Annotated in this window: 23 protein-coding genes and 1 riboswitch; of the genes, 12 read left to right on the top strand and 11 right to left on the bottom strand. The window is 55.6% G+C overall.

Translation table 11 applies throughout. The annotated features are described in order from the left end of the window. Window positions 1–42: 42 nt before the first annotated feature. From IBT47_RS03770 to IBT47_RS03755, 4 genes are read left to right on the top strand one after another with little or no spacing between them, the layout of a single operon-like run. Window positions 43–825 carry an SDR family oxidoreductase gene (locus tag IBT47_RS03770; protein WP_200559224.1) on the top strand — a complete coding sequence of 261 codons (783 nt, stop codon included), beginning with the start codon at window positions 43–45 and terminating at the stop codon, window positions 823–825. Window positions 826–838: 13 nt separating this feature from the next. After that, window positions 839–1,972 (top strand): pyridoxal phosphate-dependent aminotransferase, encoded by a 1,134-nt coding sequence (locus IBT47_RS03765; RefSeq protein ID WP_200559223.1) that lies wholly within the window; start codon window positions 839–841, stop codon window positions 1,970–1,972. Between the two features lie 10 nt (window positions 1,973–1,982). Next, on the top strand, window positions 1,983–2,861 hold the full coding sequence (locus IBT47_RS03760) for an alpha/beta fold hydrolase (RefSeq protein WP_105591991.1): 879 nt from the start codon (window positions 1,983–1,985) through the stop codon (window positions 2,859–2,861). 10 nt (window positions 2,862–2,871) lie between these two features. Next, window positions 2,872–4,116: a M20 family metallo-hydrolase gene (locus tag IBT47_RS03755; protein WP_200559222.1), complete on the top strand. Its 1,245-nt coding sequence runs from the start codon at window positions 2,872–2,874 to the stop codon at window positions 4,114–4,116. Here IBT47_RS03755 and IBT47_RS03750 read toward each other — a convergent pair. Further along, window positions 4,084–4,938, bottom strand: a complete 855-nt coding sequence (locus tag IBT47_RS03750; RefSeq protein ID WP_200559221.1) for a LysR family transcriptional regulator — start codon at window positions 4,936–4,938, stop codon at window positions 4,084–4,086. The genes IBT47_RS03755 and IBT47_RS03750 overlap by 33 nt on opposite strands. 142 nt (window positions 4,939–5,080) lie before the next feature. Here IBT47_RS03750 and IBT47_RS03745 point away from each other — a divergent pair, with 142 nt between their 5' ends. Beyond that, window positions 5,081–6,463, top strand: a complete 1,383-nt coding sequence (locus tag IBT47_RS03745; RefSeq protein ID WP_370569855.1) for an NAD-dependent succinate-semialdehyde dehydrogenase — start codon at window positions 5,081–5,083, stop codon at window positions 6,461–6,463. Between the two features lie 2 nt (window positions 6,464–6,465). On the opposite strand, the gene IBT47_RS03740 is transcribed toward IBT47_RS03745, so the two are convergent. After that, window positions 6,466–8,253 carry a sensor domain-containing phosphodiesterase gene (locus IBT47_RS03740; protein ID WP_234471682.1) on the bottom strand — a complete coding sequence of 596 codons (1,788 nt, stop codon included), beginning with the start codon at window positions 8,251–8,253 and terminating at the stop codon, window positions 6,466–6,468. A gap of 177 nt (window positions 8,254–8,430) precedes the next feature. After that, complete coding sequence (locus tag IBT47_RS03735; RefSeq protein WP_200559218.1) at window positions 8,431–9,486, bottom strand: LLM class flavin-dependent oxidoreductase; 1,056 nt, start codon at window positions 9,484–9,486, stop codon at window positions 8,431–8,433. 187 nt (window positions 9,487–9,673) lie between these two features. After that, a riboswitch (TPP riboswitch) is annotated at window positions 9,674–9,794 on the top strand. 141 nt (window positions 9,795–9,935) lie between these two features. Here IBT47_RS03735 and IBT47_RS03730 point away from each other — a divergent pair. The 4 genes from IBT47_RS03730 to IBT47_RS03715 are packed head-to-tail and all read left to right on the top strand — an operon-like array spanning window position 9,936 to window position 12,802. Next, window positions 9,936–10,865, top strand: a complete 930-nt coding sequence (locus tag IBT47_RS03730) for an FAD-dependent oxidoreductase (protein WP_200559217.1) — start codon at window positions 9,936–9,938, stop codon at window positions 10,863–10,865. Continuing rightward, on the top strand, window positions 10,865–11,062 hold the full coding sequence (thiS, locus tag IBT47_RS03725; RefSeq protein WP_105591974.1) for a sulfur carrier protein ThiS: 198 nt from the start codon (window positions 10,865–10,867) through the stop codon (window positions 11,060–11,062). The genes IBT47_RS03730 and thiS overlap by 1 nt, the downstream gene beginning before the upstream one ends. A gap of 1 nt (window position 11,063) precedes the next feature. Beyond that, window positions 11,064–11,825 carry a thiazole synthase gene (locus IBT47_RS03720; RefSeq protein WP_200559216.1) on the top strand — a complete coding sequence of 254 codons (762 nt, stop codon included), beginning with the start codon at window positions 11,064–11,066 and terminating at the stop codon, window positions 11,823–11,825. Continuing rightward, window positions 11,825–12,802: a HesA/MoeB/ThiF family protein gene (locus IBT47_RS03715; protein WP_200559215.1), complete on the top strand. Its 978-nt coding sequence runs from the start codon at window positions 11,825–11,827 to the stop codon at window positions 12,800–12,802. Before IBT47_RS03720 ends, IBT47_RS03715 begins: the two co-directional genes overlap by 1 nt. A 52-nt stretch (window positions 12,803–12,854) precedes the next feature. On the opposite strand, the gene IBT47_RS03710 is transcribed toward IBT47_RS03715, so the two are convergent. Continuing rightward, complete coding sequence (locus tag IBT47_RS03710) at window positions 12,855–13,919, bottom strand: hypothetical protein (protein ID WP_200559214.1); 1,065 nt, start codon at window positions 13,917–13,919, stop codon at window positions 12,855–12,857. Between the two features lie 225 nt (window positions 13,920–14,144). Between IBT47_RS03710 and IBT47_RS03705 the strand changes: the two genes are divergently transcribed. Together IBT47_RS03705 and IBT47_RS03700 are read left to right on the top strand one after the other, a co-directional pair. Then, the gene (locus tag IBT47_RS03705; RefSeq protein ID WP_200559213.1) at window positions 14,145–14,303 is read left to right on the top strand and encodes a hypothetical protein; all 159 of its coding nucleotides are present in this window, start codon (window positions 14,145–14,147) and stop codon (window positions 14,301–14,303) included. A gap of 278 nt (window positions 14,304–14,581) precedes the next feature. Further along, window positions 14,582–15,508, top strand: coding sequence for a hypothetical protein (locus IBT47_RS03700; protein ID WP_200559212.1), 927 nt, complete (start codon window positions 14,582–14,584; stop codon window positions 15,506–15,508). Between the two features lie 220 nt (window positions 15,509–15,728). Here IBT47_RS03700 and IBT47_RS03695 read toward each other — a convergent pair whose 3' ends face one another. From IBT47_RS03695 to IBT47_RS03665, 7 genes are all read right to left on the bottom strand, one after another. Next, window positions 15,729–16,844: a UvrD-helicase domain-containing protein gene (locus IBT47_RS03695; RefSeq protein WP_200559211.1), complete on the bottom strand. Its 1,116-nt coding sequence runs from the start codon at window positions 16,842–16,844 to the stop codon at window positions 15,729–15,731. Then, a complete protein-coding gene (locus IBT47_RS03690; protein WP_200559210.1) occupies window positions 16,841–18,493 on the bottom strand; it encodes an ATP-dependent endonuclease in 1,653 nt (550 codons plus the stop codon). The genes IBT47_RS03695 and IBT47_RS03690 overlap by 4 nt, the downstream gene beginning before the upstream one ends. Before the next feature lie 442 nt (window positions 18,494–18,935). After that, window positions 18,936–20,183: a phospholipase D-like domain-containing protein gene (locus IBT47_RS03685; RefSeq protein WP_200559209.1), complete on the bottom strand. Its 1,248-nt coding sequence runs from the start codon at window positions 20,181–20,183 to the stop codon at window positions 18,936–18,938. Next, window positions 20,176–20,823: a MotA/TolQ/ExbB proton channel family protein gene (locus IBT47_RS03680; protein ID WP_105591961.1), complete on the bottom strand. Its 648-nt coding sequence runs from the start codon at window positions 20,821–20,823 to the stop codon at window positions 20,176–20,178. The genes IBT47_RS03685 and IBT47_RS03680 overlap by 8 nt, the downstream gene beginning before the upstream one ends. Window positions 20,824–20,842: 19 nt before the next feature. Continuing rightward, complete coding sequence (locus IBT47_RS03675; RefSeq protein ID WP_200559208.1) at window positions 20,843–23,083, bottom strand: TonB-dependent receptor; 2,241 nt, start codon at window positions 23,081–23,083, stop codon at window positions 20,843–20,845. A gap of 33 nt (window positions 23,084–23,116) precedes the next feature. Continuing rightward, window positions 23,117–23,890, bottom strand: coding sequence for an energy transducer TonB (locus IBT47_RS03670; RefSeq protein ID WP_200559207.1), 774 nt, complete (start codon window positions 23,888–23,890; stop codon window positions 23,117–23,119). A gap of 1 nt (window position 23,891) precedes the next feature. After that, on the bottom strand, window positions 23,892–24,299 hold the full coding sequence (locus tag IBT47_RS03665) for a biopolymer transporter ExbD (protein WP_105591958.1): 408 nt from the start codon (window positions 24,297–24,299) through the stop codon (window positions 23,892–23,894). 764 nt (window positions 24,300–25,063) lie between these two features. Here IBT47_RS03665 and treR point away from each other — a divergent pair. Next, window positions 25,064–26,014 carry a trehalose operon repressor TreR gene (treR, locus tag IBT47_RS03660; RefSeq protein WP_200559206.1) on the top strand — a complete coding sequence of 317 codons (951 nt, stop codon included), beginning with the start codon at window positions 25,064–25,066 and terminating at the stop codon, window positions 26,012–26,014. The last annotated feature ends 88 nt before the right edge of the window (window positions 26,015–26,102 follow it).

Here is a 26,102-nt window from a genome sequence, read left to right as displayed (position 1 = left end):
GCAAATTGCTTTGCTATGTATACCTAAACTGGAGGGCACCAAATGAATCTCAATCTGAACGGCAAGATCGCGCTGATTACCGGCGCATCAAAAGGCATCGGCGAAGCGACGGCACGCGTACTGGCCGCCGAAGGCTGTACGCTACACCTGGCGGCGCGTAACGGCGCGGCGATGCGCGATCTGCAACAGGCGCTGATTGCCGAATATGGCGTCAGCGTTTCGGTGTATGAACAAGACCTCAGCTCAACGGCGGCGATGGAGTCCCTGGCGGCCGAAGTCGGCGCGATTGATATTCTTATCAACAACGCGGGCGATATCCCTGCCGGATCGCTGGAGGTGGTCGGCGACCGCGAGTGGCGCGCCGGGTTCGATCTGAAGGTCTTCGGCTATATCTCCCTCTGCCGTCTTTACTACCCGCAAATGAAAGCGGCCAAAAGCGGCGTGATCGTCAACGTCATCGGCAACTCCGGGGAAAACTGGGATGCCAGCTATATCGCCGGCAGCACCGGCAACGCCGCGCTGATGTCGTTCACCAAAGCGCTGGGCGGCCGCAGCCTGGATGACGGCATCCGGGTCATCGGTATCAACCCCGGCCCGGTCGCCACCGACCGCATGCTGAAAATCATGAAGCGCAAAGCGATCGACATGCTGGGCGACGAGTCGCGCTGGGAGGAGCTGTTCGCGCTCTATCCGGGCCAGCGCCCGGCTACCTCTGAAGAGGTGGCGGACCTGGTGGCCTTTATGTCTTCAGGGCGCGCGGGTTACATCAGCGGCACCAACATCACTATCGACGGCGGCATTGCTGCGCGTGGATCGGTCATTTAACCGGGAGCGCAGCATGTCAGATATCTATACGCGTAATGCCTGGTTCGATCGGCTGTTTGCCACCGAAGGGCTGATCTGGATGGGGCAGAACACCAACCATCTGCCGCCGCATCCCGAGGTGCTGGCCGCGCTGCATAATTCGGTGGCCGCCACCGAATTCAGTGCCTATGCGCCGCCGCTGGGGTTTGAGTCACTACGTAGCGCTATTGTCGCCGACATTGGGGTTGCCGGTGTGACGGCGATGGTCACCGACGGCGGGGTGAATGCCCTGGCGACGCTGTGCCGCGCCCGCTGCCGCCCCGGCACCACCTTTGTTACCACCGATCCCAGCTGGAAATGGCCCTGCCAGTTCGCTGAGCAGATGGGATCTGAAGTTATTCAAATTCCGATCTGGAACCCCGACTGCCACTATCGCCTGACCCCGGACGCGCTGGCGGCGGCGGTAGACGACAGCACCGCGCTGATCTATCTCGTCGACCCGAACAATCCGCTGGGCATTCACTACAGCCGGGAAGAGCTACAGGCGTTTATCGACATCGCCCGCCGCCATAATGCGCTGCTGATCCACGACTGTACCTACCGCGACTTTGCCCCGGAGCACGTGGCCGCGCTGGGGCTGGACAGTGAACAGGTGGTGATGTCGGTGAGCTTTTCAAAATGGCTTGGGCTGGCGGGCCTGCGGGTCGGCGCGCTGGTTGCCGCTCCGGCGCTGCTGGCGGAGCTGGCACCGTACAACGGCGGCGTGCTGGGAGCTAGCGTTCCGGCGCAGCGCGCGGCGGAAGCGGGTTTAAAAGTGAAAGGGGAATGGATGACCACGCTGCTGGCGGCGGACAAACGCAATAAAGCGCGTATTGCCGAGGCGGTCAGCGCCGTGCCGGGGCTGTCGCTGCCGGTCTATCCCTCCGGCGGCAACTTCCTGGTGATCGATGTCACCGGTGCCGATATCCGGCCCGAAGCGCTGGTGGAGTGCTATCTGCAGCAGGGCATTCAGATCCGCCACGGCGGTTATCACACCGCTACCTTTGGCGATCGCTTTATCAAAGTCAGCACCACCGTTCCGGCTGAATGGGCGGAGAAATTCGCCGCTCTGCTGCCGGAGATGGTAGCCCAGGCCGCGCAGCTGCAGCAGTTCCGCCAACCATTCTGAGGAGCGAACCATGTTTATTACCACTAACGATCGGGTTGAGCTGTGGGTTGAAACCAGCGGGGAAGGCATCCCGATACTGTTTATTCATGAATTTGGCGGCAGTTTTGACAGCTGGCAGCCGCAGATCCACGCCTTCAGCCGCCGCTACCAGTGCATCACCTATGCGGCGCGCGGCTATCCGCCGTCCTCGGTGCCGCAGGATCTGGAGGCGTACTCCCAACAGCGGGCGGTGGATGATGCGCTGGCCGTGCTGGACGGGCTGGGCATTGAAAAGGCGCATATCGTCGGGCTATCAATGGGCGGATTTGCCGCGCTGCATTTTGGCCTCAATGCGCCCGAACGTGCGCTGTCGCTGACCGTCGCCGGGGCAGGCTACGGCTGCGAGCCGGAAACCGAAGCGTATTTCCGCCAGGTCTCGTTACAGGTGGGGGAAAACTTTGCCCGCCAGGGGGCAAAACAGTTTGCGCCGACCTATGCGCTGGGGGCCAGCCGCGTGCAGTTCCAGAACAAAGATCCGCGCGGCTGGCAGCGCTTTGCCGACCGGCTGGCGGAACACGACTCGCTGGGGGCCTCGCTGACCATGCGCGGCGTACAGGCGCGTCGCCCGGCGTTCTACCAGCTGGAAGCGCAGATTCAGGCGCTGATGCTGCCGGTGCTGATTATGGTCGGTGACGAGGACGATCACTGTCTGCAACCCGGCCTGTACCTGAAAAAACACCTGCCCGCCGCCGGTCTGGCGATCCTGCCGAAAACCGGCCACACCCTGAATCTGGAGGAGCCGCAGCTGTTTAACCAGCTGCTGGCGGAGTTTTTCGCGCAGGTTGAGGCGGGTAAATGGGGCGTGCGCGATCCGCGTGCCAATCCGGCGCAGATTATGCGCACCGACTGAGGGTAACGTCATGAAAATTAACGCTGAACGGCTCTGGCAGCGGCTGATGCGTATGGCGCAGATAGGCGCCATTGCCGGTGACGGGGTGAATCGTCAGGCGCTCAGCGCGGAAGAAGCGGCAAGCTGGCGGCTGATGATTGACTGGGCGCAGGCCAGCGATCTGGAGGTCCGCCGCGATGCGGCGGGTAACCTGTTTGTTATTCTACCCGGCAAGGATCGCCGGGCAGCGCCGCTGCTGCTGGGCAGCCACCTTGACAGCCAGCCGACCGGCGGTCGCTTTGACGGGGTCTATGGCGTGCTGGCCGCGCTGGAAGTGCTGACGGTGTTTCGTGAACGGGGCCTTCAACCCGCCTGCGATGTGGTGGCGGTGTCGTGGATGAATGAAGAAGGATCGCGTTTCGCACCGGGGATGATGGGCTCATCGCTGTTCGCCGGGGCGCGCGCGCTGTCGGCGGTGCGTGCCGTGACCGACGAGGCGGGCTGCTCCGTCGGCCAGGCGCTGGATGCGCTGCACCGGGCGGTGCCGCTGGCTCTTTATGCCTGCCCCCATCCCCCGGCGGCGTATCTGGAGGCGCATATCGAACAGGCGACGCAGCTGGAACGCGCGGGTGCCACCATCGGCGTGGTCAGCGGGATTCAGGGCAAAGTGACCTGGCAGGTGACGCTGCGCGGTGAACGCGGCCATGCGGGCACCGTGCCGATGGCGCAGCGGCGCGATGTCCTGCGCAGCTTCAGCGGCATCGCGCAGCGGCTTTACGAGGAGGTGGGCGAGGCCGATCCGGCGGTGATGCTGACGATAGGGCGGATTGAGATGCAGCCTAACGCGCCGTCGGTGATCCCGGATGGCCTGACCTTCCGCATCGATCTGCGCCACCCCGACGCCGGGCAGTTAACGGCGCTGACGGCGACAGCCGAACGGCTGATGAACGACATGGCATCACCTTGTGACATTGAATTCACCCGCCTGAGCGAAGCGGCACCCAACGCCTTTTCCCCCGAACTCCAGCAGGCCATTGCGACATTCGCCGGTGAGCGCGGCTATCCGGCGCTCTCAGTGCTTTCTGCTGCCGGTCACGATGCACGCTATCTTGCGACGATCTGCCCCTCGGCGATGATTTTTATTCCCTGCCGTGCGGGCATCAGCCATGCGCCGGAAGAATGGGCAGAGCCGGAGGCGGTCAGCGCCGGTGCTCAGGTGCTGCTGGACGTTGCCCGCCGCTGGTCAGGGTTGCAGCATTTCGCTCATCGCTTTTAAATTGGCTGAGTGTGTGCCTTTGCGCCACACCAGCCAAATCTCAATATTGCCCATCCCTCCACCCAGCGGCCAGGCCTGAACGCTGTCGCGCCCCGGCATACTCTCCAGCATACTGGCCGGGATCAGCGCCAGCCCCGCGCCTGCGCTGACGCAGGCCAGAATGCCGTGATACGACTCCATTTCGAAAATCTTGCCCGGTACGGCGTTTTCCCGCGCGAACCAGTTTTCAAACAGCCGCCGATAGGAGCAGTTGGCACGGAAGGCGTAAATCGTTGAGCCGGAAATGCTGGCGGCGTCCGGCACCGGCGGATGATTCAGCGCGCCGATCAGTACCAGCTCTTCGCTAAAGGCCGGTACGCCCTCCAGCTGCGGATGCTTCGGCGGCCCGTCGACGAACGCCGCGCTGTAGCGGCCAGAGAAAATCCCGTCAATCATATCGCCGGAAGGTCCGGTGGAGAGATCCAGCTCCACCTGTGGCCACTGCTGATGGTAGCGGGCAATCAGCGGCGGCAGGCGCACCGCGGCAGTGCTTTCAATCGCACCCAGGGTAAAGACGCCGCTGGGATGCTGGCCGGAAACGCTCAGCTTCGCCTCATCGGCCAGCGCCAGAATGCGCCGTGCGTAGTCCAGCAGCGTGCGGCCGCTGTCGGTGATGTGCAGCCGCAGTTTTTCCCGCCGGAACAGTTCGCAGCCCAGCTCTTCTTCCAGCTGGCGCAGGCGGGTAGAGATATTTGACGGCACGCGGTGCAGCCTGTCGGCGGCGGCGGTAATGCTGCCCTCTTCGGCAATCGCGCGGAAGACATCCAACTGGGTCAGATCCATATCATTCTCGATTTGAGTAAGTAACTTTCATTATTATTCATTTTTAAAGAAAGAGTGACAAGCTTATCCTTGACCCCATGCCGCATTTCAGCCTGAGCCGCTGGGTGCTATGTCGAACCGAATGACCGAGAAGGTGCACAACATGACTGACGTAAATTCTGCCGTTTCCCGCAACCCCGCCACGGGTGACGTGGTGGCCCGCTATCCTTTCGCCAGCCGGGCCGACGTGGATGCCGCACTGGCACAAAGCGACAGCGCTTTCCAGCACTGGCGCACCAGCCCGCTGAGTGCACGCGTGCAGCTGCTGTTGTCTGTTGCCGCCGGGCTGCGCGAACAGAGCCGTGCGCTGGCGGAGATGATGACGACTGAAATGGGTAAGCCCATCGACCAGGGCCTGGCCGAAGTGGAGAAAAGCGCGAAGCTGTGTGAATGGTACGCGCAGCACGGTCCAGACTTCCTGAAACGTGAACCGACCACCGTCGAAGGTAACAAAGCCTTTGTTGACTATCTGCCGCTGGGTGCCGTGCTGTCGGTGATGCCGTGGAACTTCCCGATCTGGCAGGTGCTGCGCGGCGCGGTACCGATTCTGCTGGCGGGCAACAGCTATCTGCTGAAACCGGCCCCGAACGTGATCGGCTGCGCACTGCTGCTACAGCAGGTGTTGAGCAATGCCGGGGTGGCGGAAGGGCTGTTTGCGGTGGTTAATGCCGATAACGACGGCGTGGCGCAGGCGATTAACGATCGCCGTATTAAAGCCGTAACCGTGACTGGCAGCGTGCGCGCCGGATCGGCAATTGCCGCGCTGGCCGGAGCCGCCATCAAGAAATGCGTGCTGGAGCTGGGCGGCTCCGATGCTTTTATCGTGCTGGCGGATGCCGATATCGATGCGGCAGTGAAAGGGGCGATTGCCGGTCGCTTTATGAATAACGGCCAGCTGTGCATCTCGGCGAAACGCATCATCGTGGAGAAAGCGGTGTTTGACACCTTCCGCGGCAAATTCCTCGCTGCGGTGAAGGCGATGAAAATTGGCGACCCACGTGAAGCCGGGGTGTGGATTGGTCCGATGGCGCGCTACGATCTGCGCGATGAGCTGGATTCGCAGGTGCAGGCCACGCTGAAAGAGGGTGCCACTCTGCTGCTGGGCGGCCACGTGCTGCCGGGCGACGGTAACTACTATGCGCCGACGGTTCTGAGCGACGTCACGCCCGCAATGACCAGCTTTAAGCAGGAACTGTTTGGCCCAGTGGCCTCGCTGATTGTGGCGGATGATGCCGAACATGCGGTGGCGCTGGCCAATGATTCAGAGTTTGGTCTGGGGGGCAGCCTGTGGAGTCGCGATCTGGAGGCCGCACAACGCCTGGCGTCGCGCATTGAAACCGGCGGGATGTTTATCAACACGCCAAGCTTCTCTGACCCGCGCGTGCCGATCGGCGGCGTGAAGAAAAGCGGTTTCGGTCGCGAGCTGTCGCACTTTGGCCTGCGCGAGTTTACCAACCCGCAGACCGTATGGATTGAACAGCCCTGACGTTACACCGCCATATGGCTGAACCAGTGTTCCAGCTTGTCCGGCGGTAGGGGATGGGAATAATAGAAACCCTGGATTTCGTCGCAGCCGAGATGCTGCAACGAGGCCAGGGTTTGCAGATCTTCCACGCCTTCGGCCAGCACCACGTAGTTCAGCTCTTTCAGCATGGTGATCATATGGCGGGCAATCACTTCGCAGGCCGGATCGCAGTTCAGCTGCTGGATCAGCGAACGGTCCAGTTTAATCACATCGATAGGTATGCGGCGCAGGGTATTAATGTTGTTGTAGCCGGAACCAAAATCGTCCAGCGCAATGCGAAAACCGCGCTGCTTGAGCATATCCAGCCCCCGGCAGGCGTCGGTGCTTTCCAGCACTTGCTGAGTTTCCAGGCATTCAAGGGTCAGATCGCCGGGTTGTAAACCCGCGCGCCGGGTTTTCTCTGCCAGATCGCAGGCAAACTCCGGGCGGGAGAAGTCGCTGACGCTGAGATTAACCGATACCGGCAGATTTAGCCCTTTTTCGCGCCAGACCCGCAGCTGCATCAGGGCGTGGTCAATCACCCAGTCGGTCAGTTCATCCATCAGGCTGGTGTGTTCCGCCAGCGGGATAAACTCGGCGGGGGAGATATTGCCGGCAACCGGATGCTGCCAGCGCAGCAGCGCCTCCAGCCCGACCGGCTTACCGGTGTGCAGGCAGAGCTGCGGCTGATACACGAGGTACAAACCCTGGCTGCCGCGCAGCGCCAGCGCCAGATCGTTTAACAGCTGAAAATTGAGATTGCGGCGGTTATCGCTGTCGGCGTTATAGGCCATCGCCGTCTGCTTCTGGCTGATAGCCTCATGCAGGGCGCTGACCGCCTGGCGCAGCACCTCTGTGACCTGAGAGGTGGCAGGCACAAAACTCACCTCACCGACGTAGATTTTCACATCAATGGTGATATCGCCCAGCACCTGAGCACGAATATGTTCCAGCCGATCGCTGAGCGCCCTGGCGTTAACCGCGCTGTTCTTTCGGCTGAGCAGAGCAAAACGACCGGTAGCGACGGTGTACAGCACGTCCTCTTCGCTCAGATGCAGCCGGGAACGTACCGTTGCGGTCAGGGCTTTCAGCAGTGTTTCTACGGCATCCATCCCCATCGAGCGGGCGATTTCATAGGCGCGCGGCATATCAATGCAGTCAATCAGCGTTAGGGTCAGCGGATCGAAGCTGGAGGCACGCTGCAGTAGGCCAATATCCTTCAGCAGCCGCTGGCGATTGGGCAACTGGGTGACCACATCTTTGTAACCCGCAGTGTACCAGGCATCAAGATAGCCGCTGACCAGGCCCGCCAGCAGCTCCAGCATCGTTGACTGATGTTCATCAATGGTGTGCGGCCGGGTATCGGTAATACACAGGGTTCCCACCGAAATGCCTTCCCGCGTGTAGAGGGGTATACCCGCGTAGAATCGAATGAAAGGCGCGCCCAGCGTGAAGGGACTTTGGCTGAAACGCGGGTCGAGCAGCGTGTCGCTACAGATTAGTAGCGAATCCCTGAGCGCCACCTGGCGGCAGAAGGCGTCATGCAGCGAACTTTGCGGCACATCCAGGCAGCAGGCGGCCTTAATATACTGATTTTCATTATCCAGAACCGAGACAAAGCAGCCCGGGAACGCCAGCAGATCGCTGGCGAGCAGGGTGAATTTTTGCAAAATATCATCGCGGATAGCATCTTCAGATTTGAGCATCTCAAGGGCAGCCAGGCGTCTGACATCATCGTTACTGAAGGTCCCACTCATGGTTTGGATTCGCATTAAAGAGTTGATGGCTGCTGACCCCGTCAGACTATCACGATTCCTCTCTCTGACTGGTCGATCTTCACTGCTGTCATCATGAAAATAATTTTTAATGATAGTGAAGAGATTGCATCATTCCAATGCGGTCCCGGGTTTTGCTGGCACTACATGCGTAATTGTGATGGAAATCATGGCTCAGAGAGCCATGTCGATGTTTTCCTCACGGTTTACACGGCGGCGCCAGCCCAGCTCGGGGGCAATCAGCGTGGCGAAGTCGCTGATAATCTGGCGATACTGGTCTGCGGTGAACTCATAGGGCAATTCCAGTCTCAGTTCATCCACTTCGCGCAGGATCGGATCGTTAAACAGACGTTCCAGGATCTGTTCCGCATCGCCCACGATATCCTGTGAAAACAGCGTACGGCGCGGCCCCTGCGGCGTCAGCGTGCGTTCATAGCGGCTGGCGGCAAATTCCGCGTAGCGGCGGCGGGTTGGGGTGTCCGCACTGTCGATGGGAACAATGACCCGGCCTGCGGCGATACGCGGCCGACGCGGGGCATCTTCGGGCCAGTTTTTACGATAGGTGGCAATCTGCGCCAGCTGCGCCTCATAGTAATTGTTCGTCTCTTCACCTGAGGTCAAATTGCCGATCAGCATGTTAAAACCGTTCGCCGCCGCCCAGGCCGCCGATTTCAGCGAGCCGCCGCCGTACCACAGGCGGTTAACCAGCCCCGGCGAGTCGGGATGCAGGCGCGGGCGCTGCTGGTTGCCCGGCGAGGCAATCAGGGTATTTTCATCCGCCAGCCAGCGGCCGCTGAGGTTATCCCGCAGGCGTCGAACTCGATCGTAGGAGAAATCCTCCTGCCGCCAGTCGCCGGAGAACAGCGCCGGGCCGATCAGTTCCAGGTGGTTCGGCTGCCCGGCACTGAGGCCCACGTTGAGCCGTCCACGGGACAGCACGTCCACCGTCAGTAAATCTTCCGCCAGCCGAAACGGGCTTTCATAGCCCATCTGGATCACCGCGGTGCCCAGCTCAATATGCCGGCTGCGCTGCGTGGCGGCGGCCAGAAAGGTACTCGCCGAGGAGACGCCGTGCTCCAGATGGCGCTGGCGAATCCAGGCGCCGTTGTAGCCCAGCGATTCACCCAGCTCGAACAGCTGCAGGGTCTCTTCCAGCCCCTGTAGCGGGGCGTGGTCCGGGTAGTTCCCGGGAGTAAGGAAAGCGATATGCGATATGGCCGGTTTCGTCATGGTGTCCATCCGTTCAGACCTGATGTGGGAAAGGCGCACTGAAAAATCCTTCAGCATCGGGCAATTGTGTTGCCTGCCCCGCACTTTGCAAAATGCTGAATCCGGCACTCTATTTTCATCTGGTGAAAACGGTCGTCGAAATAAATCCACCTAAACGCTTGCGGTTGCGCTCAGGATGCAATAAAAAAGTCTCTGTCAGGGGAGTCTCGCCGAAGAGACTGAGAGGCTGATTGCGATTTATTGCGGCTCAGCGACCCTTAGAACCTGACCCAGTTGATACTGGCGTAGGAAGACCTGTCGTGCCGCTTCACCGCACGCCTTATCGGGCAGATCGCAGCCGCCGAACGCCGATACTCTCCCTTCTCATTATCGCGGGTCTTCTTAGTTATCTGAGAGGCCGGTATGACGTTTATAACAACTCTCCCTGAATATTTCGCCGAGGCGACATCGTGAGCCACTGGTCGATCCTGGGTTCCGGCGTGACCGGGCTGTGCGTGGCTACTGCGCTGGCCGATGCCGGAGAAAAGCTGGAAATCATCACCTCTGAGGAACACTGCCCCGCGTCGCACTATGCGGGCGGTATGCTCGCGCCGTTCTGCGAGGGCGAAGGCGCGCCGGAAGAGGTGGTCAGGCTGGGGCAGGGCTCCGCCGACTGGTGGCAGGCGCACGTCAGCGGCGTGGAGCGTCAGGGTACGCTGGTGATCGCGCCACCGCGCGACAGCATGGAACTGAACCGCTTTGCCAGAATGACCCAGGGCCATGAGTGGGTGGACCCGGGCAGCGTGGAGGATCGTCTGGCCGGGCGCTTCGCACGCGGGCTGTTTTTCCCCAGCGAAGGGCACCTTGACCCGCGCAAGGCGATGCAGGAGCTGCGGCAGACGCTGCTGGCCGCGGGCGTGGAGATCCACCACGGCAAACCAACGGGCAAAATTATCGACTGCCGCGGGATTCACGCCGCGCCTCAGCTGCCGGAACTGCGCGCCGTGCGCGGTGAGATGCTGATCCTGCAAAGCGATGAGGTGCAGTTTTCACGCCCGGTTCGCCTGCTGCATCCGCGCTTTCCCTGCTACCTTGTGCCGCGCAGCGAAGGGCGCTTTATGCTCGGTGCCACCATGGTGGAAAGCAACGACGCCAGCCCGATCAGCGCCCGCGCGCTGATGGAACTGCTGAGCGCGGCATACACCATCGACCCGGCGCTGGCCGAAGCGCGGGTGATTGAAACCGGCAGCGGCCTGCGCCCCTCTTACCCGAACAACCTGCCGGATATTCGTTATCGCGACGGCACCTTCCACGTCAACGGCATGTACCGGCACGGCTTTTTGCTGGCACCGATCGTGGCGCAAAATCTTATCCAACAGCTGTCGCAGGAGACGCGCTGATGCACATTTTACTGAACGGTCAGGCGACCGAAACCCAGGCCGCGACCCTGACGGCGCTGCTTAACGAGCAGCAGATCGATCGCAGCTGCGTGGCCTGCGCGCTGAACGGCGATTTTGTCCCCCGCGGGCTGTATGACGCCACGCCAATTAACGAAGGCAGCAAGATTGAAGTGCTGTCACCGATGCAGGGGGGCTGAGATGAACTTTTACGATTACGCACCTGAATCACGCTTTCTGTTGGGCACGGCGGGCTACCCGTCGCCGGAGATTTTAGGCCAGGCGATTGAAGCCTCCGGCACCGAGATTATTACCGTCAGCCTGCGTCGCGAAGGCGGAGCGGGTGGGGCATTCCGCGATCTGCTGACCCGGCTGAACAAACGCGTGCTGCCGAATACGGCAGGCTGCCACACGGTGAAAGAGGCGGTCACCACGGCACATATGGCGCGTGAGCTGTTCAACACCCGCTGGATCAAGCTGGAAGTGATCGGCCATGCCGACACGCTCCAGCCGGACCCGTTCGGGCTGGTGGAAGCGGCGCGTATCCTCTGCGAAGAGGGGTTCCAGGTGTTTCCCTACACCACTGAAGATCTGGTATTGGGCGAGAAGCTGCTGGAGGCGGGCTGCCAGGTACTGATGCCGTGGGGCGCGCCGATCGGTTCCGGCCAGGGGCTGCGCAATATTGAAGGGCTGCGCACCATGCGCGCGTGGTTTAAGGACGTGCCGCTGGTGGTGGATGCCGGGATCGGCACACCGAGCCAGGCCGCGCAGGCGATGGAGATGGGCTTTGACGCGATCCTGCTGAATACCGCCGTAGCGAAAGCGCAGGACCCGGTGCGCATGGCCAGCGCCTTCCGCGATGCGATCCGCGCCGGGCAGCAGGCGCTGCTGGCCGGGCCGATGGAGCGCCGCGATATGGCGGCGGCCTCAACCCCGGTCTTCGGCCTGGCGGAGTTTAACTGATGGATCGCTACCAGCGGCAGACCATGCTGCCGGAGATCGGCCCGCAGGGGCAGCAGAAGCTGGCGCAGGCGCGGGTGCTGGTGGTCGGCGCGGGCGGCCTGGGTGCCACGCTGCTGCCGCAGCTGGCCGGGGCCGGAGTCGGCTTTCTGCGCGTCTGCGACGACGACCGCGTGGAGGTGCATAACCTGCACCGGCAGACGCTGTTCACCATGCAGGATGTCGGCCAGCCGAAAGCCGTAGCGGCGCGCCGGGCGCTGAACGCGCTGAACCCGGAATGCGAGGTGGAAGCCGTTGATATCCGCCTGTCCGGCAGCAGTCTGGATCATGCGCTGCGCGATATGGATATCGTGGTGGATGCGGCGGATAACTTCGCCATCACCTGGCTGCTTTCCGACGCCTGCTTCAGCCGTGGCCTGCCGCTGATTTCCGCCTCGGTTCTGGGGCGGCAGGGCTACGTCGGCGGATTCTGCGCCGGGGCACCGAGCTATCGTGCGCTGTTCCCGCAGCTGCCGTCCTCGGCGGCCAACTGCAGCACGGCGGGGGTGATGGGGCCTGCGGTAGCCACGCTGGGCGCGCTACAGGCGCAGATGACCCTCAGCGTGCTGCTCGGTCTGGAACCATCACCGCTGGGCTGCATGGTGAACTGTGATTTTGTGAACTGGCGCTTCGGCCAGTTCCGCTTTGACGGCGCGCCGGAACCGACGGAAGCCATCATCCCGTTCCTCGACGCGCAGATGCTGACGGCGGAAGACTGCATTGTGGAGCTGCGTAGCCTGGAAGAAGCCCCGGTGAGCGTGGCCGCGCAGGCTCAGCGCATCCTGCCCGCCGAGCTGGCCGCCTGGCAGCCACCGGCGTCGGGGCGTATCGTGCTGGTTTGCGCCAGCGGCATCCGCGCGGGCCGCGCGGCGCAGCAGCTGAAAGAGCGGGGATACCGCGATCTGGCGCTGGTGGCGGCGGACTATATTCCGGGGGAGTGACGATGAATTGCGCGTCAGGGGAGGATGAGATCTTACCCGCTGACGCGTTTAATTATTTGTCTGAGGGATGAAACGCCCGTACAACTTGCATTTCATTTTCATCCCATAGCCACGGGGTTTCGTTTTCAGACAGAGTGGACGTTTCTGATTCGGAGGTATTCTGTGAAGCTTTTTGACTGCCCGAGATGACGTTACGGCCTTTGTCTGTTATTCGTATTTCAACATTATGGTAAGCATAGAAATCATCATGGATGTTTTGTTCGACAATTTCTTTTAGATTAGAATCATTTGGTCGGTTGCCGTATTCGATCAATCCCTTTATTTCTAACTCATCAAGAAATGCCGGAATTTCCATCCAGTTAATAAAATCATCGTTAAATTTTGCATGATGCAATCCACAAAGATCGGTGAAACGTAAACCGCTGGCATCATTCACGATTGTCAGCAATTCCCGCTCGCTGCGTGTGAGATGACTTTGCCGTTCAGGTAATTCTTCAAGGAAGCGTTTTAATAGCTGAGCGGTCCATTCGTCCGCTCGTTCCTGGCTGAATATCTCAGTGGCAAGTTCAGGTGTATCGCTGGTTAATGCATGCCAGATAGCATTGTTTTTCTCAACCAGATGCGGTGTGACTTCCGATGCCTTCACCAGTGCGGGCCGCCAGGTTTCGGCCGATTGCTCTGCAATGGAGTGAGGGTAAGTGTATAAATTGACTCTTCCGGCCAGAGTGGGATTGATATCGGTGATAGCTTTGATCAAAAAGACAGCGTTGATTCTTGAAATGGTTTTCACATCCAGCCAGATATCGATAGGGTAATTTTTCTCACTATAATCGAGTATTTCCTGCAGTTTTTCCGCCTCATAAACATCGGTGTTCAGGTTGCTCAACGAGTGGAAGATGCCAGGACGGCGTTTTCTCTGCTCATCACGCTTAACAAAAATGTCAGTGGCTATTTTTGTATTATAAATAGGGTCAGTCGTAAAGTTAGGGTTGAATGAGATTATCACGCTGTTGTTTTTGGTATAAATCTCTGTGGGTTTTATTTTATTGCCATTGTGGACCATAAACTTAAAGTGTCCCGCCGATGAGTCATTGGGAAGAATAACGAGTTTTTTCAAAATTTCCTCTCCAGTTCGAAATGCCACATTAATAATTAAGGTAAGATAACCGAACGCTCTCCGGCAAGGGTGACAGAGTATGGGTAATCTGCTGGCTAAGTGGAACCTTTTTAGTGGCGAGCATTAAAATAATAATTAATTGTTTGGTACGGAAGTGCTATTAATACTGTTGTCTGATGGTGTCGTTGTCAATAATATAAAAATATATATTATGGTTTGCGGTATTTGTATTCCTCAAACGTTTTTGTTCAGCAGGGCATTACCTTTGCCTGCCTCAGCGATCGTCCGGGGTTGGGTGTAGATATCAATCTGAAAAAAGCGGCGAAATACCCGATGCTGGGAGGGATCCCAATGGACCCACGCGCGCCTGCGGCACGCCCGTGAGGTGTTTGTAAGGGTTGATGTTATTGATAGGGGCTACCGGGATGGTGGTTTTTTTTGTTGCTGGCAGGGAATTAAGGATGTTAATTGGCATAATTGGAGAATAGCTCGCATGCCTGTGCCAACACCTGATTTGCAGGACGTTATCGTCATGGGCTTGTCGAGGGATAGATGAAAGAAACAGGATGACTTCCGGTTTGTTGGGCCAAAGAGTAAGCTAAACTTTGATGTTCTAGCTTCAGGCAAGAAACAAACCTAAGGGATGAGACTAAAGGATAGATATGGCTGCATATTCAAATTCAGAAGCGGCGAGAGACTTACGGCTTGCCTTAGACAAGGCACCTGCTGGAGCAGTAAGCGGAGAATGGTGTTCTACTACGGAACAGGCCGGAGTCTCTTCGCAATCCGGTGGCTACATGTATGACGATGGGAGTCATGTTGCAGGGGGTGACAATGCTTTTGAAACGATCCGAAAGGTAGTTGGGAAATTGGAAGCATCACGGACACAGATTTTTAATAAGGTTATTGTTCGCTGGACGAGGTCTAAAATACCGCTAATGAGAGGTCGTGTTACGGTTGATGTGCTATTCGATGAGACTATTGTTCCGCGTGGTCCTGATAGCAAGGTTTATGAAGATGCCGCTATAGCCAGGCGCGCATTCTGGAAGAAGAATGGAGACGTTCTAGACAGCTTTGCTGCTGAAAGGCGTGAAGCAAACTCACATAACCAGACGAAATGGCTCGGGCCACATCGGCGTGTACTCAGCATCAAAACCAATACCGGATTGACCTTGGCTACCGATGGTCTTTCTACGCCTTGGGCTGGCATCTCAGAACCGGAAAATGGTGTAGAATGTGAACTCTTCATGTTATTAGACGCTTCAGCTATTACCACTAGTCAGATTGCTGACTGGGCTAATTTATTAATAAACTTGGGAGATCTCATCGCCGATGGTTACCAGATAGCTGACGATGTCGAAAAATTTGGAGCCATTTTGTTTTGCACCCTTACGAACGAATTTAGTCCGATGACTCGCATCATTCTCAGCCGTGATAGTCGCCTGATTGAAGGTTTGCCTTTTGGTTCAGTTCCATTGATCCGTGTAACGCCGATTACAGAGGCAGAAATAGAATATCGGGACCAATCAGATGAATGGGCCTCGAATGCTGCAAGATATGCGCTCTCGGAAAGGAGAATCGAAATTTAATAGTAATCTAATATAACCAAGCGCATATCTGGTGAAGGAAAGATAAGGCGTAGTGCCGATCAATTTGTTTTCATTTTATGATTAGTGCCTGGAATGAAAAAAATATACTGACGAAACTTCGATTTTGAGTGCTATCAATAAAAATTCTGTTGTGAATAGGGTGTGTCGACATTACTTAGTGATACTAAAAAGCTGCTAAGGTTGTGAGCCATTTAAGATCCTACTCTGAAGAGTAAATTTTAATCCCATTAGAGTTAAAAGCTGTGTCAGCATCAAAGACAATCGCAACACTTTTAACAGGTCTAGTCAGGCCAACATAAAGTTTGGCTCGAGAATCATTGGTGAGTACAGCGTTATGATTCTGGAACCATTTCAGCATCGGGTCGGTAGGAAAAATTATCACTCGTTCAAATGTCAGACCTTTAGATGTACCAAAAGTAAAAACAGGATAGCGCTCATCAACGATACGCTTTTTATCCCAGCGTAACTGCACGGGAGTAGACTTTTCTAGATACTGGCTCAGTAATTTTGCAGGCAGCAGGAAGACTCCGTCGTGACCGGATATCTCACGGACGTTAGAGAATGATGGGGTAAAAGCAGGATAAAGTTTGTTGGCAAAATCGTTGATTTCATGAAAGCACCGAAAGTTCTCATTCAACATTTTATCATCGACTGTGACCCCTGGCGCCTTGTCATCAAAGAAATTCACGATGGCAGCTTTTTTGTACTTTGCATTTTTCTCGGTATTTACGGTACTGTAAGTGGCCTGACGCGGGTCGCCGACCAGCGTGATTTTAATGGGTGATCTGAACAGTGTTTTAAGGATTTCAAGATCGTAACCTGCTAGATCCTGAACCTCATCGACATAGATTTCATCAAAACACGACGCCAACCGAGCGATGATTTTTCCGCTCGACTTCTCATCACAGCGAAGAGAGAGTTTAGCCATTTTATCGGAGTAAAGCTTAAAATCAGCACTAAAATAGTGTTGCCTGAAATCTTTTTCACCCCAATAGATGGGTCTCCCCGCAACCTTATAAGGCTTTACACCGGACTTGCTGCTGCAAAGGAGCATGCCTTTGATGTCATAGTCAAATAAACACCCTTGATAGGGTTTTATCCAGTGTTTAATTAGAAAAGAAAACCAGGTAATCACATACAAATTAGGCGGGATACATCCATTCTCTTTAATGATTTTAATGTTTATTTCATCCCGGCAGGCCTCAGTGAACGTGGTAATCAGAATACGCTTACCTGAAGTCGCCGCCTTTAATGCTTCACCGACCACAAAGGTACTTTTACCTGCTCCAGCAGAGGCGATGATGACTTTGTTCATTTGATCGCATCCAGAATGTACTGCGGATACTGTACGCTGAGCGCTGTAGTATTCGCATAGTTAAATAATTTCAATGCGCAATCAGTTTTATTAGCACGCATATAAATTCGTAAATCATCATCAGAAGTATATGCAGTCCCTAAAATAGTATTAAGGTTTGCCCTACCATTCACTTTTAGCAATTTAGGTTCAAGTGTATTGTAATTGTATTTTTTTTTACCAATCATCAGCGTACCAGTATCAACATTATGATCAACGCAGATGTCAATGTGTGGATTTTTATTCGCATCCAAATAGGCGCTGTATTTTTTCTGGATTGCGGCAATATCGCCATCATTGTCCGTTACGATGCAGGTTGGTTTGTCGATAATCGCAGCTATTTCCAAAAATCTAAGAAATGAAATTCCTACTGAAATGACTTCGACACCGTCTTCAACTGGCAATCGTCCCTGGTTCGCATCCATATAGGCCTTCTGAACTATAAGCTCGTCCGAGTCGCCTTCAACCAGAATCGCTTTCTTACACAGAACCATCCTAAGCGTGTCGTAGCCCGCAATCTTTTCGAAGAATTCTTTCGTTCCTGGCGTTAACGAAACCAACTTGGTCGTCTTGCGGTTCGAGAGAAAAATCAGATCACCAAGACCAAGTTTATTCGCAACAAAACTACTGTGAGTCGTAATGATGATCTGTTTGCCTACACAGTTGTCTTTGATGGTCTTGATGAGCAGATTAAGCTTGGTATGAGATAAGTTATTTTCAGGCTCTTCAATAAGAATGACATTCGACTCTTTTGCTTTATTGTGCGAGAGCGCCAAATTGGTCTTCACAATGCTTTGCTCACCCTTTCCAATGTAGTTAAACGGAACATCGTCCAGGCAAGTAATCAGACTTGATTCCCATGCTTTCTGAGAGGAAAGCTCAACTGAGATAGTGACATTTTTATTAGTGATCTTACTTGCGCTGATAATTTTCTTATTGATCGTTTCGATAGACTCGTCTGATATGAAGGCTTCTTTCATCTTACGGTGGGATTGAGAAACGCTGATGACCTCTTCGTCCGTCAGCAAATCCTTGATTATTCGGCTGATGTAAACATCTGAACCATTATTGCCTTTGCCCGAAGATGAATCGATAAATGCAGACTTGAGGGGGATGTTACGTGATAAAAGGGTATCCCTGCTGAAGCTTTTCCACTCAATATCGTAATACTCGATAGGCAACGTTTTAATATCACCGACTTTCAAAAGTGCTTCATAGGCAGCCTTATAGTCCTCGTTAAACTTGATTTTGAACACAACTCCAACTGAAGATGACTTTAGGCAGTTACCATCCCCCTCCAGGAAAACAGTGTCAGGCGTTTTTTGGAAATGGAGCTCAATAAATAGAGCTGGTGGTGGTAGTTTGGCTGCGGTTACAAGGCTGGCTAAATATTCCTTCACCAATTGATCATTAAAGAGATATTGGCTGATATTGTTCTTGACAGGTTTCCCTGCATATAGCCCCGTCAAACCCAAATTGATAGCCTCAAGGATGGTACTTTTCCCCGCTTCATTATCACCTACGATAATGTTTACTGATTCATTGAAATCGATGCAGAATCGGTCTTTAAAACCCTTGAAACCATCAATAATTAATCTTGTAATAACCATTTACATCTCCATTACATGCTGCGCTCAATCGAATCGAGAAAAAATAGCTGATGAAAACTGAATAAGGATTTGGGCGGTAATTTAAATTTCATCCGAGAATATGACCTGTCCAATTGAAATACAATACGCCAATGTTAATAATACTGCTACCAGTTGTAGAGACTACTGTGATTCTCCACTCCCTCACTCACAGCGTTCCCACCAGCCACTCAGTGCCATGCCCGGCCAAAGAATTTCCGCGTTACAGCAACATAAAATCCCTGGCTCTCTGCCCCAAAAACATGCCCTGAAGCTATCAGGCGAAAATCACACACCGAAACAGATAACAACCGATGCTAATTTTCCAAAGATAAATGCCACCACCGCACCCAAAGCCGCGGCAGTAGCATTTTTTCTTCTTCCCGATAAAGCATCCCGCCTGCCTCATCGGCCACAACGTCATCTACTTTTCGCGGGCGGGGTGGGGGAGCGGATAATCAAAATCAACCCTGATCGGCTCCGCATAGGGGCTGTTCCACAGCTGGCTGTAAAGTGCGTCCAGGCGCTCGGCCATCGGCACGCTGTTCATCACCAGCTCAAGGTTGCGTGAGTTATCAAAATAGCCCCCGCTCCAGTTGCTGGTTCCCACCCAGGCCGTCGTGCCGTCGATCGTCATCAGCTTGCTGTGAACCACGCGTGCAAAAGGAATAAATCCCCGACTTGCAGGAGGGATGGTCACCACCTTCAGCTGAACGTTAGGCACCAGCGACAGGCTTTTTAACCAGAACACCTCGGGTTTCTTCAGGTTCCAGCTGGCCACCATCAGTTCAACCTGCACACCGCGCGCGGCCGCGCTGCGCAGGGCGTTATCAATCGTGGCGTAATAGGGGCGCTTTCCCTTTTCTCCCCACGACAGCGGGGCGTAGTCCATTACCTGCACTCGTATCCGCGACTTTGCGCTGTCCAGCAGACGCGGCAGTTCAACCTGCGAGTCAATCACCCCGCTCGGGTTATAGTCGCGCGGGCTGGCAACCAGATAATTGCCCTGCGGAGCCGACGCCGGTGCCTGCCACGTCAGTTTCGGCACCGGTTTATTGCCGGCGAGCAGTGCCTGCGCCTGCCAGTCCTGATCGAAAATAGCCTGAATTTGCTGCACCGCATGTGCATCATCAATCCGCAGGCCGGTTTCCTGAATCTGCTCCAGCGCGCGCCAGTCAAAGTTCTGGCTGCCGACAAAGGCCACTTTACCATCCACCAGCAGATACTTGGCATGGACGATACCGCCGGTCAGCCGGTGGAACGGAATAATCCGCAGTTCGAGGTTGGGAATGGTCTTCAGCGCCGCCAGCGTTTCCGGCGTCGACAGGCCAACGCCTTTCTCCTCCATCAGGAAACGGATCTTCACGCCGCGTTCCCCGGCGGCGCGCAGATGGGTCAGCACGCCGTCCAGCAGAGAACCTTGTTCGTTTGCCACATAAAACTGCGCCAGATCGATATGCTCGCGTGCCGAATCAAACATCTGTTGCCAGACGTCGGCGGCATTGCGCAAATCACTGTTCTGTAGCGTGGTTTCCTGGGGTGCGTTATACACCAGCTCATAGCCCGGTATTGAGAACGCCGCGTGTACGGGCAGGCTTAACAGCATCCAGCCGCCCGCAACCAGGCTAATCAGGCGGCCTCCCGGCCACCCGTATTGACGAGAATCAGGCATAGCGCTGCGCCTCGCGCCCTTCCCAGTGCCGATCGCTCTGTTCCGGACGACTGGCCGGGCTGCCGGCACGGATCAGCAGAACTTTCAGCAGTTCGTTAATGCGCTCCATGCGGCTTTGCAGGTAGTTATTCCCTACCAGGCACAGCAGCGCTATCGCAATCCCCAGGCCGGTGGCGTAGAGCGCGGTGCCCATCCCGGCGGAAACCATACTGGCGTCAGAAACCCCAGAGGCGGAAAGCGCCTTAAAGGTGTCCATAATGCCCAGTATCGTCCCCAGCAGGCCCAGTAACGGCGCGGCGGTCACCACGGTTTCAAGCATCCACAGCCCGCGCGACATCTGCGGTTTGCTCAGCAGATATTGCGCATCAATTAAATCGCTCATCGCCTCGCGGTCTTCCGCCATCTGTTTCTTCTCCAGCACCGGCAGAATAATGGTCAGTGGCAGGCTGTTGCGCCCGGTCAGCGACTCCGGCAGGTCCGACGCCCGGCGGACGTCCGGCGTCAGCGCCTGTTCAAAACGCCGGGCCTGGCGCTGCGCCCAGGAAAAATAGAGCCCGCGTTCAATCAGTATCACCACGGCGATCGCCAGTGCGGCATACATAATGTAGAAAATAATGTCGTGTATCAGGTTGGCATCCATCAGCGTGCCCTCCGGTTAATTAAAAGGTGGCTTCCAGCGAAACGCTAAAGGTGCGCTCTTCGCCGACGTTGTAATACGGGGTGCTGGCCCTCACGCCATCGTAAGGTGCTGCGTTAAAGGTCGTTGAGCGTACGGAGGTTAGGTACTGCTTATCGAACAGATTATCGATGCCGAAGCGCAGGGTGGCGCTTTTAACAATCTTTTTGTCCACCGGCAGATGAACGCCAGCGGCAACATCAAAGATCGTGCGCCCGCTGATTTTCTCGTCGTTGGTTAAATCGCCATAGAACGCGCTGACGTATTTACCGCCGAAGCTGCCGTAGTAGAGGCCATCGTCATATCCCAGCGACATGTTAAGCATGTTTTTCGGCACGTTCGGCACCGTTTTACCCGCCGTTGGCAGTGGATTGCCGCCGTTGCTGACAATGTCATCTTTCTGCTCGGAATCCGTATAGGTGTATGAGGTGTAGTAGTTGAAGTTGTACGGCAGCTTACCGCTCCACTCCAGCTCCAGACCTTTACTTTCCACGCTGCCGATATTCATCATTTCGTAGTCGCCGTCAGCATTGGTGGTGGAGATCTGACGGTCGGAATAGCGCATATAGAAAACGGTCGCGCTCAGCAGCATGTCGTCACGCTGGAAGCGCCAGCCCAGCTCGTGGTTCCAGCTCAGCTCTGGCGAGGTGTTAATGGAGTCGCCCACGTTATAGAGCACGTAGTTTGGCGGCGTGCGCATGTTGCGCGTCAGGTTATAGAACAGTTGGTTTTCCAGATCCGGCTTATAGCTGAGGCTGAAGTTCGGCAGGAATTCATGGTAGGTGGCTTTACGTTTTTCCGGCGCGTTGTACAGGCTGCCCTTGTTATCACCAATGCGTTCGACGTACTGATACGCCAGCCCGCCCACTACCGTCCATTCTGGCGACACGAACCAGGTATCCTGCAGCCAGACTTTCTGCGCCGGGGTAACGGTGTACTGGTTGCGGCCCTGTACCGTGTTGCCGTTGGCGTCTTTCACCTGGTCGGATCCGCCGGGCTTACCGGAAACGTTCGCCGGGTTGCCATCATCCTGAATACTGATAAACGGCTGGGTCTGCGACTGGCGCGCACGCTCATACCAGTAACCGATATCCAGGCTGTGTTCGTCGTTAATATCCCACTTCAGTTTCGTCGTAACGCCCGGTCGCCATGTCTGGGTCCATGAAGGTCGGTAGTAGGTATTGGACGATAAATTGCTCAGGTCGTACTGCCCGGCTTTATCGGAAGTGCTGGACAGCACTGAGGCCGTTTGTCCGGTAAAGCTGCCGCCGTTACCCCAGAAGTAATAGGGCTGCACGGTCAATGCGAGGTTGTCGCGAAGCTGCAGTCGTTGTGAGAAAGTGAGGTTGAAGTTTTCAAACGGGTTGCGGTTCAGCTTGTAATATTTGCTCAGCTGACCTCGGCTGTTATAGACCGGCGATGTCGAGTAATCCTGGGTCGGATCTTCGTCAAACTGCGCTTTGCTCAGGGTGTTGTAGTTGGTGTTGTCCTGCTTGTTATATTTCACGATCAGGTTACTGCTGTTGCCGTTACCATCCTCGTAAAGCGAGTTCATCTCGAACTTATTGGAGTAGTTGCGTCCTTCTCCGCGCCACTTTTTGGCTTCGGTGTGCGAGTATGAGAGCCAGTTGCTGAAACCGTTGTACTCACCGGTTTCCAGGCGGGCGAAAGTTTTGCTGAGGCTGTTGCTGCCCAGGGTTTGCTTGACGAAGCCGCCGAACTCTTTAGACGGGCGCTTGGTGACAAGACCAATGTTGCCGCCGCTGGATCCGATATGCGGGCCGTCGACTTCGGAAGATCCCTGAGTCACAAAGATCTGCTCAAGGTTTTCCGCATCCCCCAGCAGGTTCGGATACACCGCGTAGTTGCCCGAGTCGTTAATCGGAATGCCGTCCATCGACAGGCCGATTTGATCGGCGTTCATCCCGCGCATGGTGTAGTCGATACCGCTCAGGCCGCTGGCGTCATTACTGTTGACGTTCATACCCGGCGTATATTTCAACATGTCGATCGCGTTACTGGCGCCGGGAGCTTTGTCCATGGCTTCTTTCGTCAGCGTGGAACGCGCTTTACTGCTGTCTTCCTGTACCATCAGACCGCCGCCCAGCGACTGCCCTTTGACATTAATCTCCCCCACATCGCTGCTGTCTGCCGCCAGCGATGAACCTGATAACAATGCCGTCACTACGGCTAACGCAATCCCAGAATAATTAAAGTTCTTCATTTTTTTTCCTGTGAAAAAACAGATAATTAAGTTTTATGGAGCCTGATAATTAAACGTTGCGGTAAATCTTTTGCTTCTTTGCCCGGCGAAAGCCTCTTCAGGGAAGGGCTTCAACTGGCTGATACTTTGTAAGGAACTTAGCGCTGCGCGATTGAGCAACATGCTCGTAGCCTTGCTGGCAATACCGGAAGCGAGCACCCTGCCGCTGCGGTCAACCTCCAGCCAGACCTCAACGTTGCCCTGTGGACGTTCCAGTGATGCCTGACGGCCGCTCGGGTAGCGTTTGCGCTGTTCCAGCTCGCGGCGCAGCGCCTGCAGGTAGCCGTTTTCCACCGCCTGCGCGTTGGCTTTCGGTGCCGGAGGAGCAGGCGGAGCTGGCGGCGCGGTAGGCTGGCTCACCGGCCTGCTGACGGCAGACGGTTTTTGTGCCACGCGCTCCTGCGGCTTCGGCGCTTTTTCAGGAACCGGTTTTGGCTTAGTTTCTGGTTTCGGCTTTGGTTTTGGCTTAACAATCGGTTGCTGCTGGATAACCGGTTCCGGAGCAGGAACGACGGGTTCGGCAATCGGCTCTGGCTCAGGCTGCGGTTCGGGTTGTGGTTCCGGCGGCGGTTCTGGCTGTGGTTCCGGGATGGGTTCCGGCTGCGGTGGCTCAGGTTCAGGTTCGGCCAGCGACAGCTCCATTACCGTATCGTCATAGTGGGGTTTCACCTGCAGCACGGCATGCTGGCTGATAAACAGTAAGCATCCACCGATAACCAGCGCGGGTAGCCAGCTGACAACGTGGCGTGAACGATAAAGCAGATACATATCACTGCTTCCGTGTGGCGATAGAAATGGAGAAGAAACCGCCCTGGCGTAGGGTATCCATCACGGTAACCAGGCGCTCGACCGCCACGTCTTTATCGCTGTTGACGATAATCGTGGTGGTCTGGTTTTCCTGCTGCTGTTGCTTCAGGGTATTCACCAGCGCATCGATGGCCAACGGCTGGCCGTCCAGCTGTAGCTGTTCGCCACTACCGAGGGTGATGATGGCTTTTTTCTGCGGTTTAAGCTGTTGGGCGCTACTGGCCGACGGCAGCTGGGTTTTCAAGCCCAGAGCCGGGATCACATTCAGGCTAATCAGAACAAAGAAAACCAGTAAAAACATCATCACATCGATCATCGGGATCAGTTCGATATGGGCTTTATTTTTTTTAGGCTCACTCCAGTTACGCATGGCACTCCCTCCCAAAAATTGAAGGGGCCAATATAGAAGTGCTTTGTTTATTTTTTGTTGCACATTTATTATTTTATTATCACAACACTTACACTTTTGTGAAATAAAAGCGCGATAAGGTTCAATGAATGGCGCGATATTTGGCAGCAGTCAGGGATAAATCATGTTTTCAGCATATGGGCATGCAGGGGTTAACAGGAATCAATTTTACTATCATTCCTGACGATTCATATCGACTAAAGATGGAGACACATTTCTGTTGATTTTATGGTGCTATGTTAATATAAATATTCATTTAGAATCATATTGTTATTTGTTTGTTGGGTGTGAGTTTTCACAGATCAAAAAATTGATGTTGTTGCCGTGAAAAACGGGTGTCGTCAGCGTTAAGCAATCGTTTTCGTTCAGGCGATTGGGTCAGGAAAGATCGTTCAGAAATAGTTATTGCCAGTACTTCATCAGTAATATAATTGCGTGATATCTACAAGAGTGATTATTTCTGAATTCGCCGATTCTCCGTGTCGAATTAAGGTCGTGGATTTGTCATATTCGGAAATACAGTTCCCTGATGCTCTGGCGGAATTAAGCGCTGCAGTGGCCCAGGGCCGTGACCGCATTACGCAGGTCAGATTATTACCGCCAATCTGAGCCGTCGCGTCCGTTCGTTTCCCCTGTCAGGCCATATCTGCGCACCATCCTATCCTGTATTTTTAGCCGGGAAAGGCGGTAAACTGCCCGCCATAGCCAGCTGAACAGAACACACCATGCAAAATCGCCTGACGATCAAGGACATTGCCCGCCTCAGCGGGGTGGGGAAATCCACCGTTTCCCGCGTGCTGAACAACGAAGAAAACGTTCGGCCGGAAACCCGCGAGCGCGTGCTGCAGGTGATTGAAGAGCATAACTTCAGCCCGTCCAAGTCGGCGCGGGCGATGCGTGGCTTCAGCGACAAGGTCATCGCCATTGTCGTGTCGCGCCTGGATTCACCCTCTGAAAATCAGGCGGTGCGCGCCATGCTGCCGCTTTTCTATCAGCAGGGCTATGACGCCATCGTGCTGGAAAGTCAGTTCAGCGTGGAGCGGGTCAAAGAGCATTTGCAGGTGCTGAAGCAGCGTAATATCGACGGGGTGATCCTGTTTGGTTTTACCGGCCTGACGGCAAAAATGCTGCTGCCGTGGCGCGATAAACTGGTGATGATGGCCCGCGAGATGCCCGGCCTCTCTTCGGTGTGTTATGACGACGCCGGAGCGGTGCAACTGCTGATGAAGACGCTGCTGGACAGACAGATTAACGAGATCGGCTTTATCGGCGTTTCCCCCCGCGACACCACCACCGGCCTGAAGCGTACGCGCGCCTACGAAGAGTGCTGTCAGCAGCACGGGCTGGCAGCGCATATCGCACTGGGCGAGCTGACCTGGCAGAGCGGCTACGATCTGCTGCCGCAGCTGCTGAAACACGATATCCGTGCGGTGGTGTGTGCCTCCGACACTATTGCCCTTGGCGCGCAAAAATACCTTCAGAAACAGCAGATTAGCGGCGTTATGGTGTGCAGCATCGGTAACCTGCCGCTGCTGCATTTCCTGTTCCCGGAATCTTTCTCCGTGGAGCTGGGATACGGTGCCGCCGGTGATGCCGCTGCGCGGCAGCTGCTGGCGCAGCTTGACGGTTCAGCCGATCTGCAGCAGACGATTATTCGCGGAAAACTGGCGCTTTAACGCCGTCTTTCGGCCCGATTAAACCCTTACGATCCTGAAAATTTGTGATCGTTTCTGCAAAACTGGGAACGTTCCCATGACAGGGCGT

The organism is Erwinia sp. S43 (assembly GCF_016624745.1).
Taxonomy (GTDB): domain Bacteria; phylum Pseudomonadota; class Gammaproteobacteria; order Enterobacterales; family Enterobacteriaceae; genus Erwinia; species Erwinia coffeiphila.
This window is presented reverse-complemented; position numbering and strand designations above follow the sequence as displayed.

What these genes read in the sequence shown, in the direction of transcription:
- IBT47_RS03755 (WP_200559222.1), top strand. Translation starts at nt 2,872, where the DNA reads ATGAAAATTAACGCTGAACGGCTCTGGCAGCGGCTGATGCGTATGGCG.
- IBT47_RS03720 (WP_200559216.1), top strand. Translation starts at nt 11,064, where the DNA reads ATGAACTTTTACGATTACGCACCTGAATCACGCTTTCTGTTGGGCACG.
- IBT47_RS03700 (WP_200559212.1), top strand. Translation starts at nt 14,582, where the DNA reads ATGGCTGCATATTCAAATTCAGAAGCGGCGAGAGACTTACGGCTTGCC.
- IBT47_RS03675 (WP_200559208.1), bottom strand. Translation starts at nt 23,083, where the DNA reads ATGAAGAACTTTAATTATTCTGGGATTGCGTTAGCCGTAGTGACGGCA.
- IBT47_RS03670 (WP_200559207.1), bottom strand. Translation starts at nt 23,890, where the DNA reads ATGTATCTGCTTTATCGTTCACGCCACGTTGTCAGCTGGCTACCCGCG.
- IBT47_RS03770 (WP_200559224.1), top strand. Translation starts at nt 43, where the DNA reads ATGAATCTCAATCTGAACGGCAAGATCGCGCTGATTACCGGCGCATCA.
- IBT47_RS03665 (WP_105591958.1), bottom strand. Translation starts at nt 24,299, where the DNA reads ATGCGTAACTGGAGTGAGCCTAAAAAAAATAAAGCCCATATCGAACTG.
- IBT47_RS03695 (WP_200559211.1), bottom strand. Translation starts at nt 16,844, where the DNA reads ATGAACAAAGTCATCATCGCCTCTGCTGGAGCAGGTAAAAGTACCTTT.
- thiS (WP_105591974.1), top strand. Translation starts at nt 10,865, where the DNA reads ATGCACATTTTACTGAACGGTCAGGCGACCGAAACCCAGGCCGCGACC.
- treR (WP_200559206.1), top strand. Translation starts at nt 25,064, where the DNA reads ATGCAAAATCGCCTGACGATCAAGGACATTGCCCGCCTCAGCGGGGTG.
- IBT47_RS03680 (WP_105591961.1), bottom strand. Translation starts at nt 20,823, where the DNA reads ATGGATGCCAACCTGATACACGACATTATTTTCTACATTATGTATGCC.
- IBT47_RS03715 (WP_200559215.1), top strand. Translation starts at nt 11,825, where the DNA reads ATGGATCGCTACCAGCGGCAGACCATGCTGCCGGAGATCGGCCCGCAG.
- IBT47_RS03765 (WP_200559223.1), top strand. Translation starts at nt 839, where the DNA reads ATGTCAGATATCTATACGCGTAATGCCTGGTTCGATCGGCTGTTTGCC.
- IBT47_RS03690 (WP_200559210.1), bottom strand. Translation starts at nt 18,493, where the DNA reads ATGGTTATTACAAGATTAATTATTGATGGTTTCAAGGGTTTTAAAGAC.
- IBT47_RS03745 (WP_370569855.1), top strand. Translation starts at nt 5,081, where the DNA reads ATGACTGACGTAAATTCTGCCGTTTCCCGCAACCCCGCCACGGGTGAC.
- IBT47_RS03735 (WP_200559218.1), bottom strand. Translation starts at nt 9,486, where the DNA reads ATGACGAAACCGGCCATATCGCATATCGCTTTCCTTACTCCCGGGAAC.
- IBT47_RS03760 (WP_105591991.1), top strand. Translation starts at nt 1,983, where the DNA reads ATGTTTATTACCACTAACGATCGGGTTGAGCTGTGGGTTGAAACCAGC.
- IBT47_RS03750 (WP_200559221.1), bottom strand. Translation starts at nt 4,938, where the DNA reads ATGGATCTGACCCAGTTGGATGTCTTCCGCGCGATTGCCGAAGAGGGC.
- IBT47_RS03685 (WP_200559209.1), bottom strand. Translation starts at nt 20,183, where the DNA reads ATGCCTGATTCTCGTCAATACGGGTGGCCGGGAGGCCGCCTGATTAGC.
- IBT47_RS03740 (WP_234471682.1), bottom strand. Translation starts at nt 8,253, where the DNA reads ATGCGAATCCAAACCATGAGTGGGACCTTCAGTAACGATGATGTCAGA.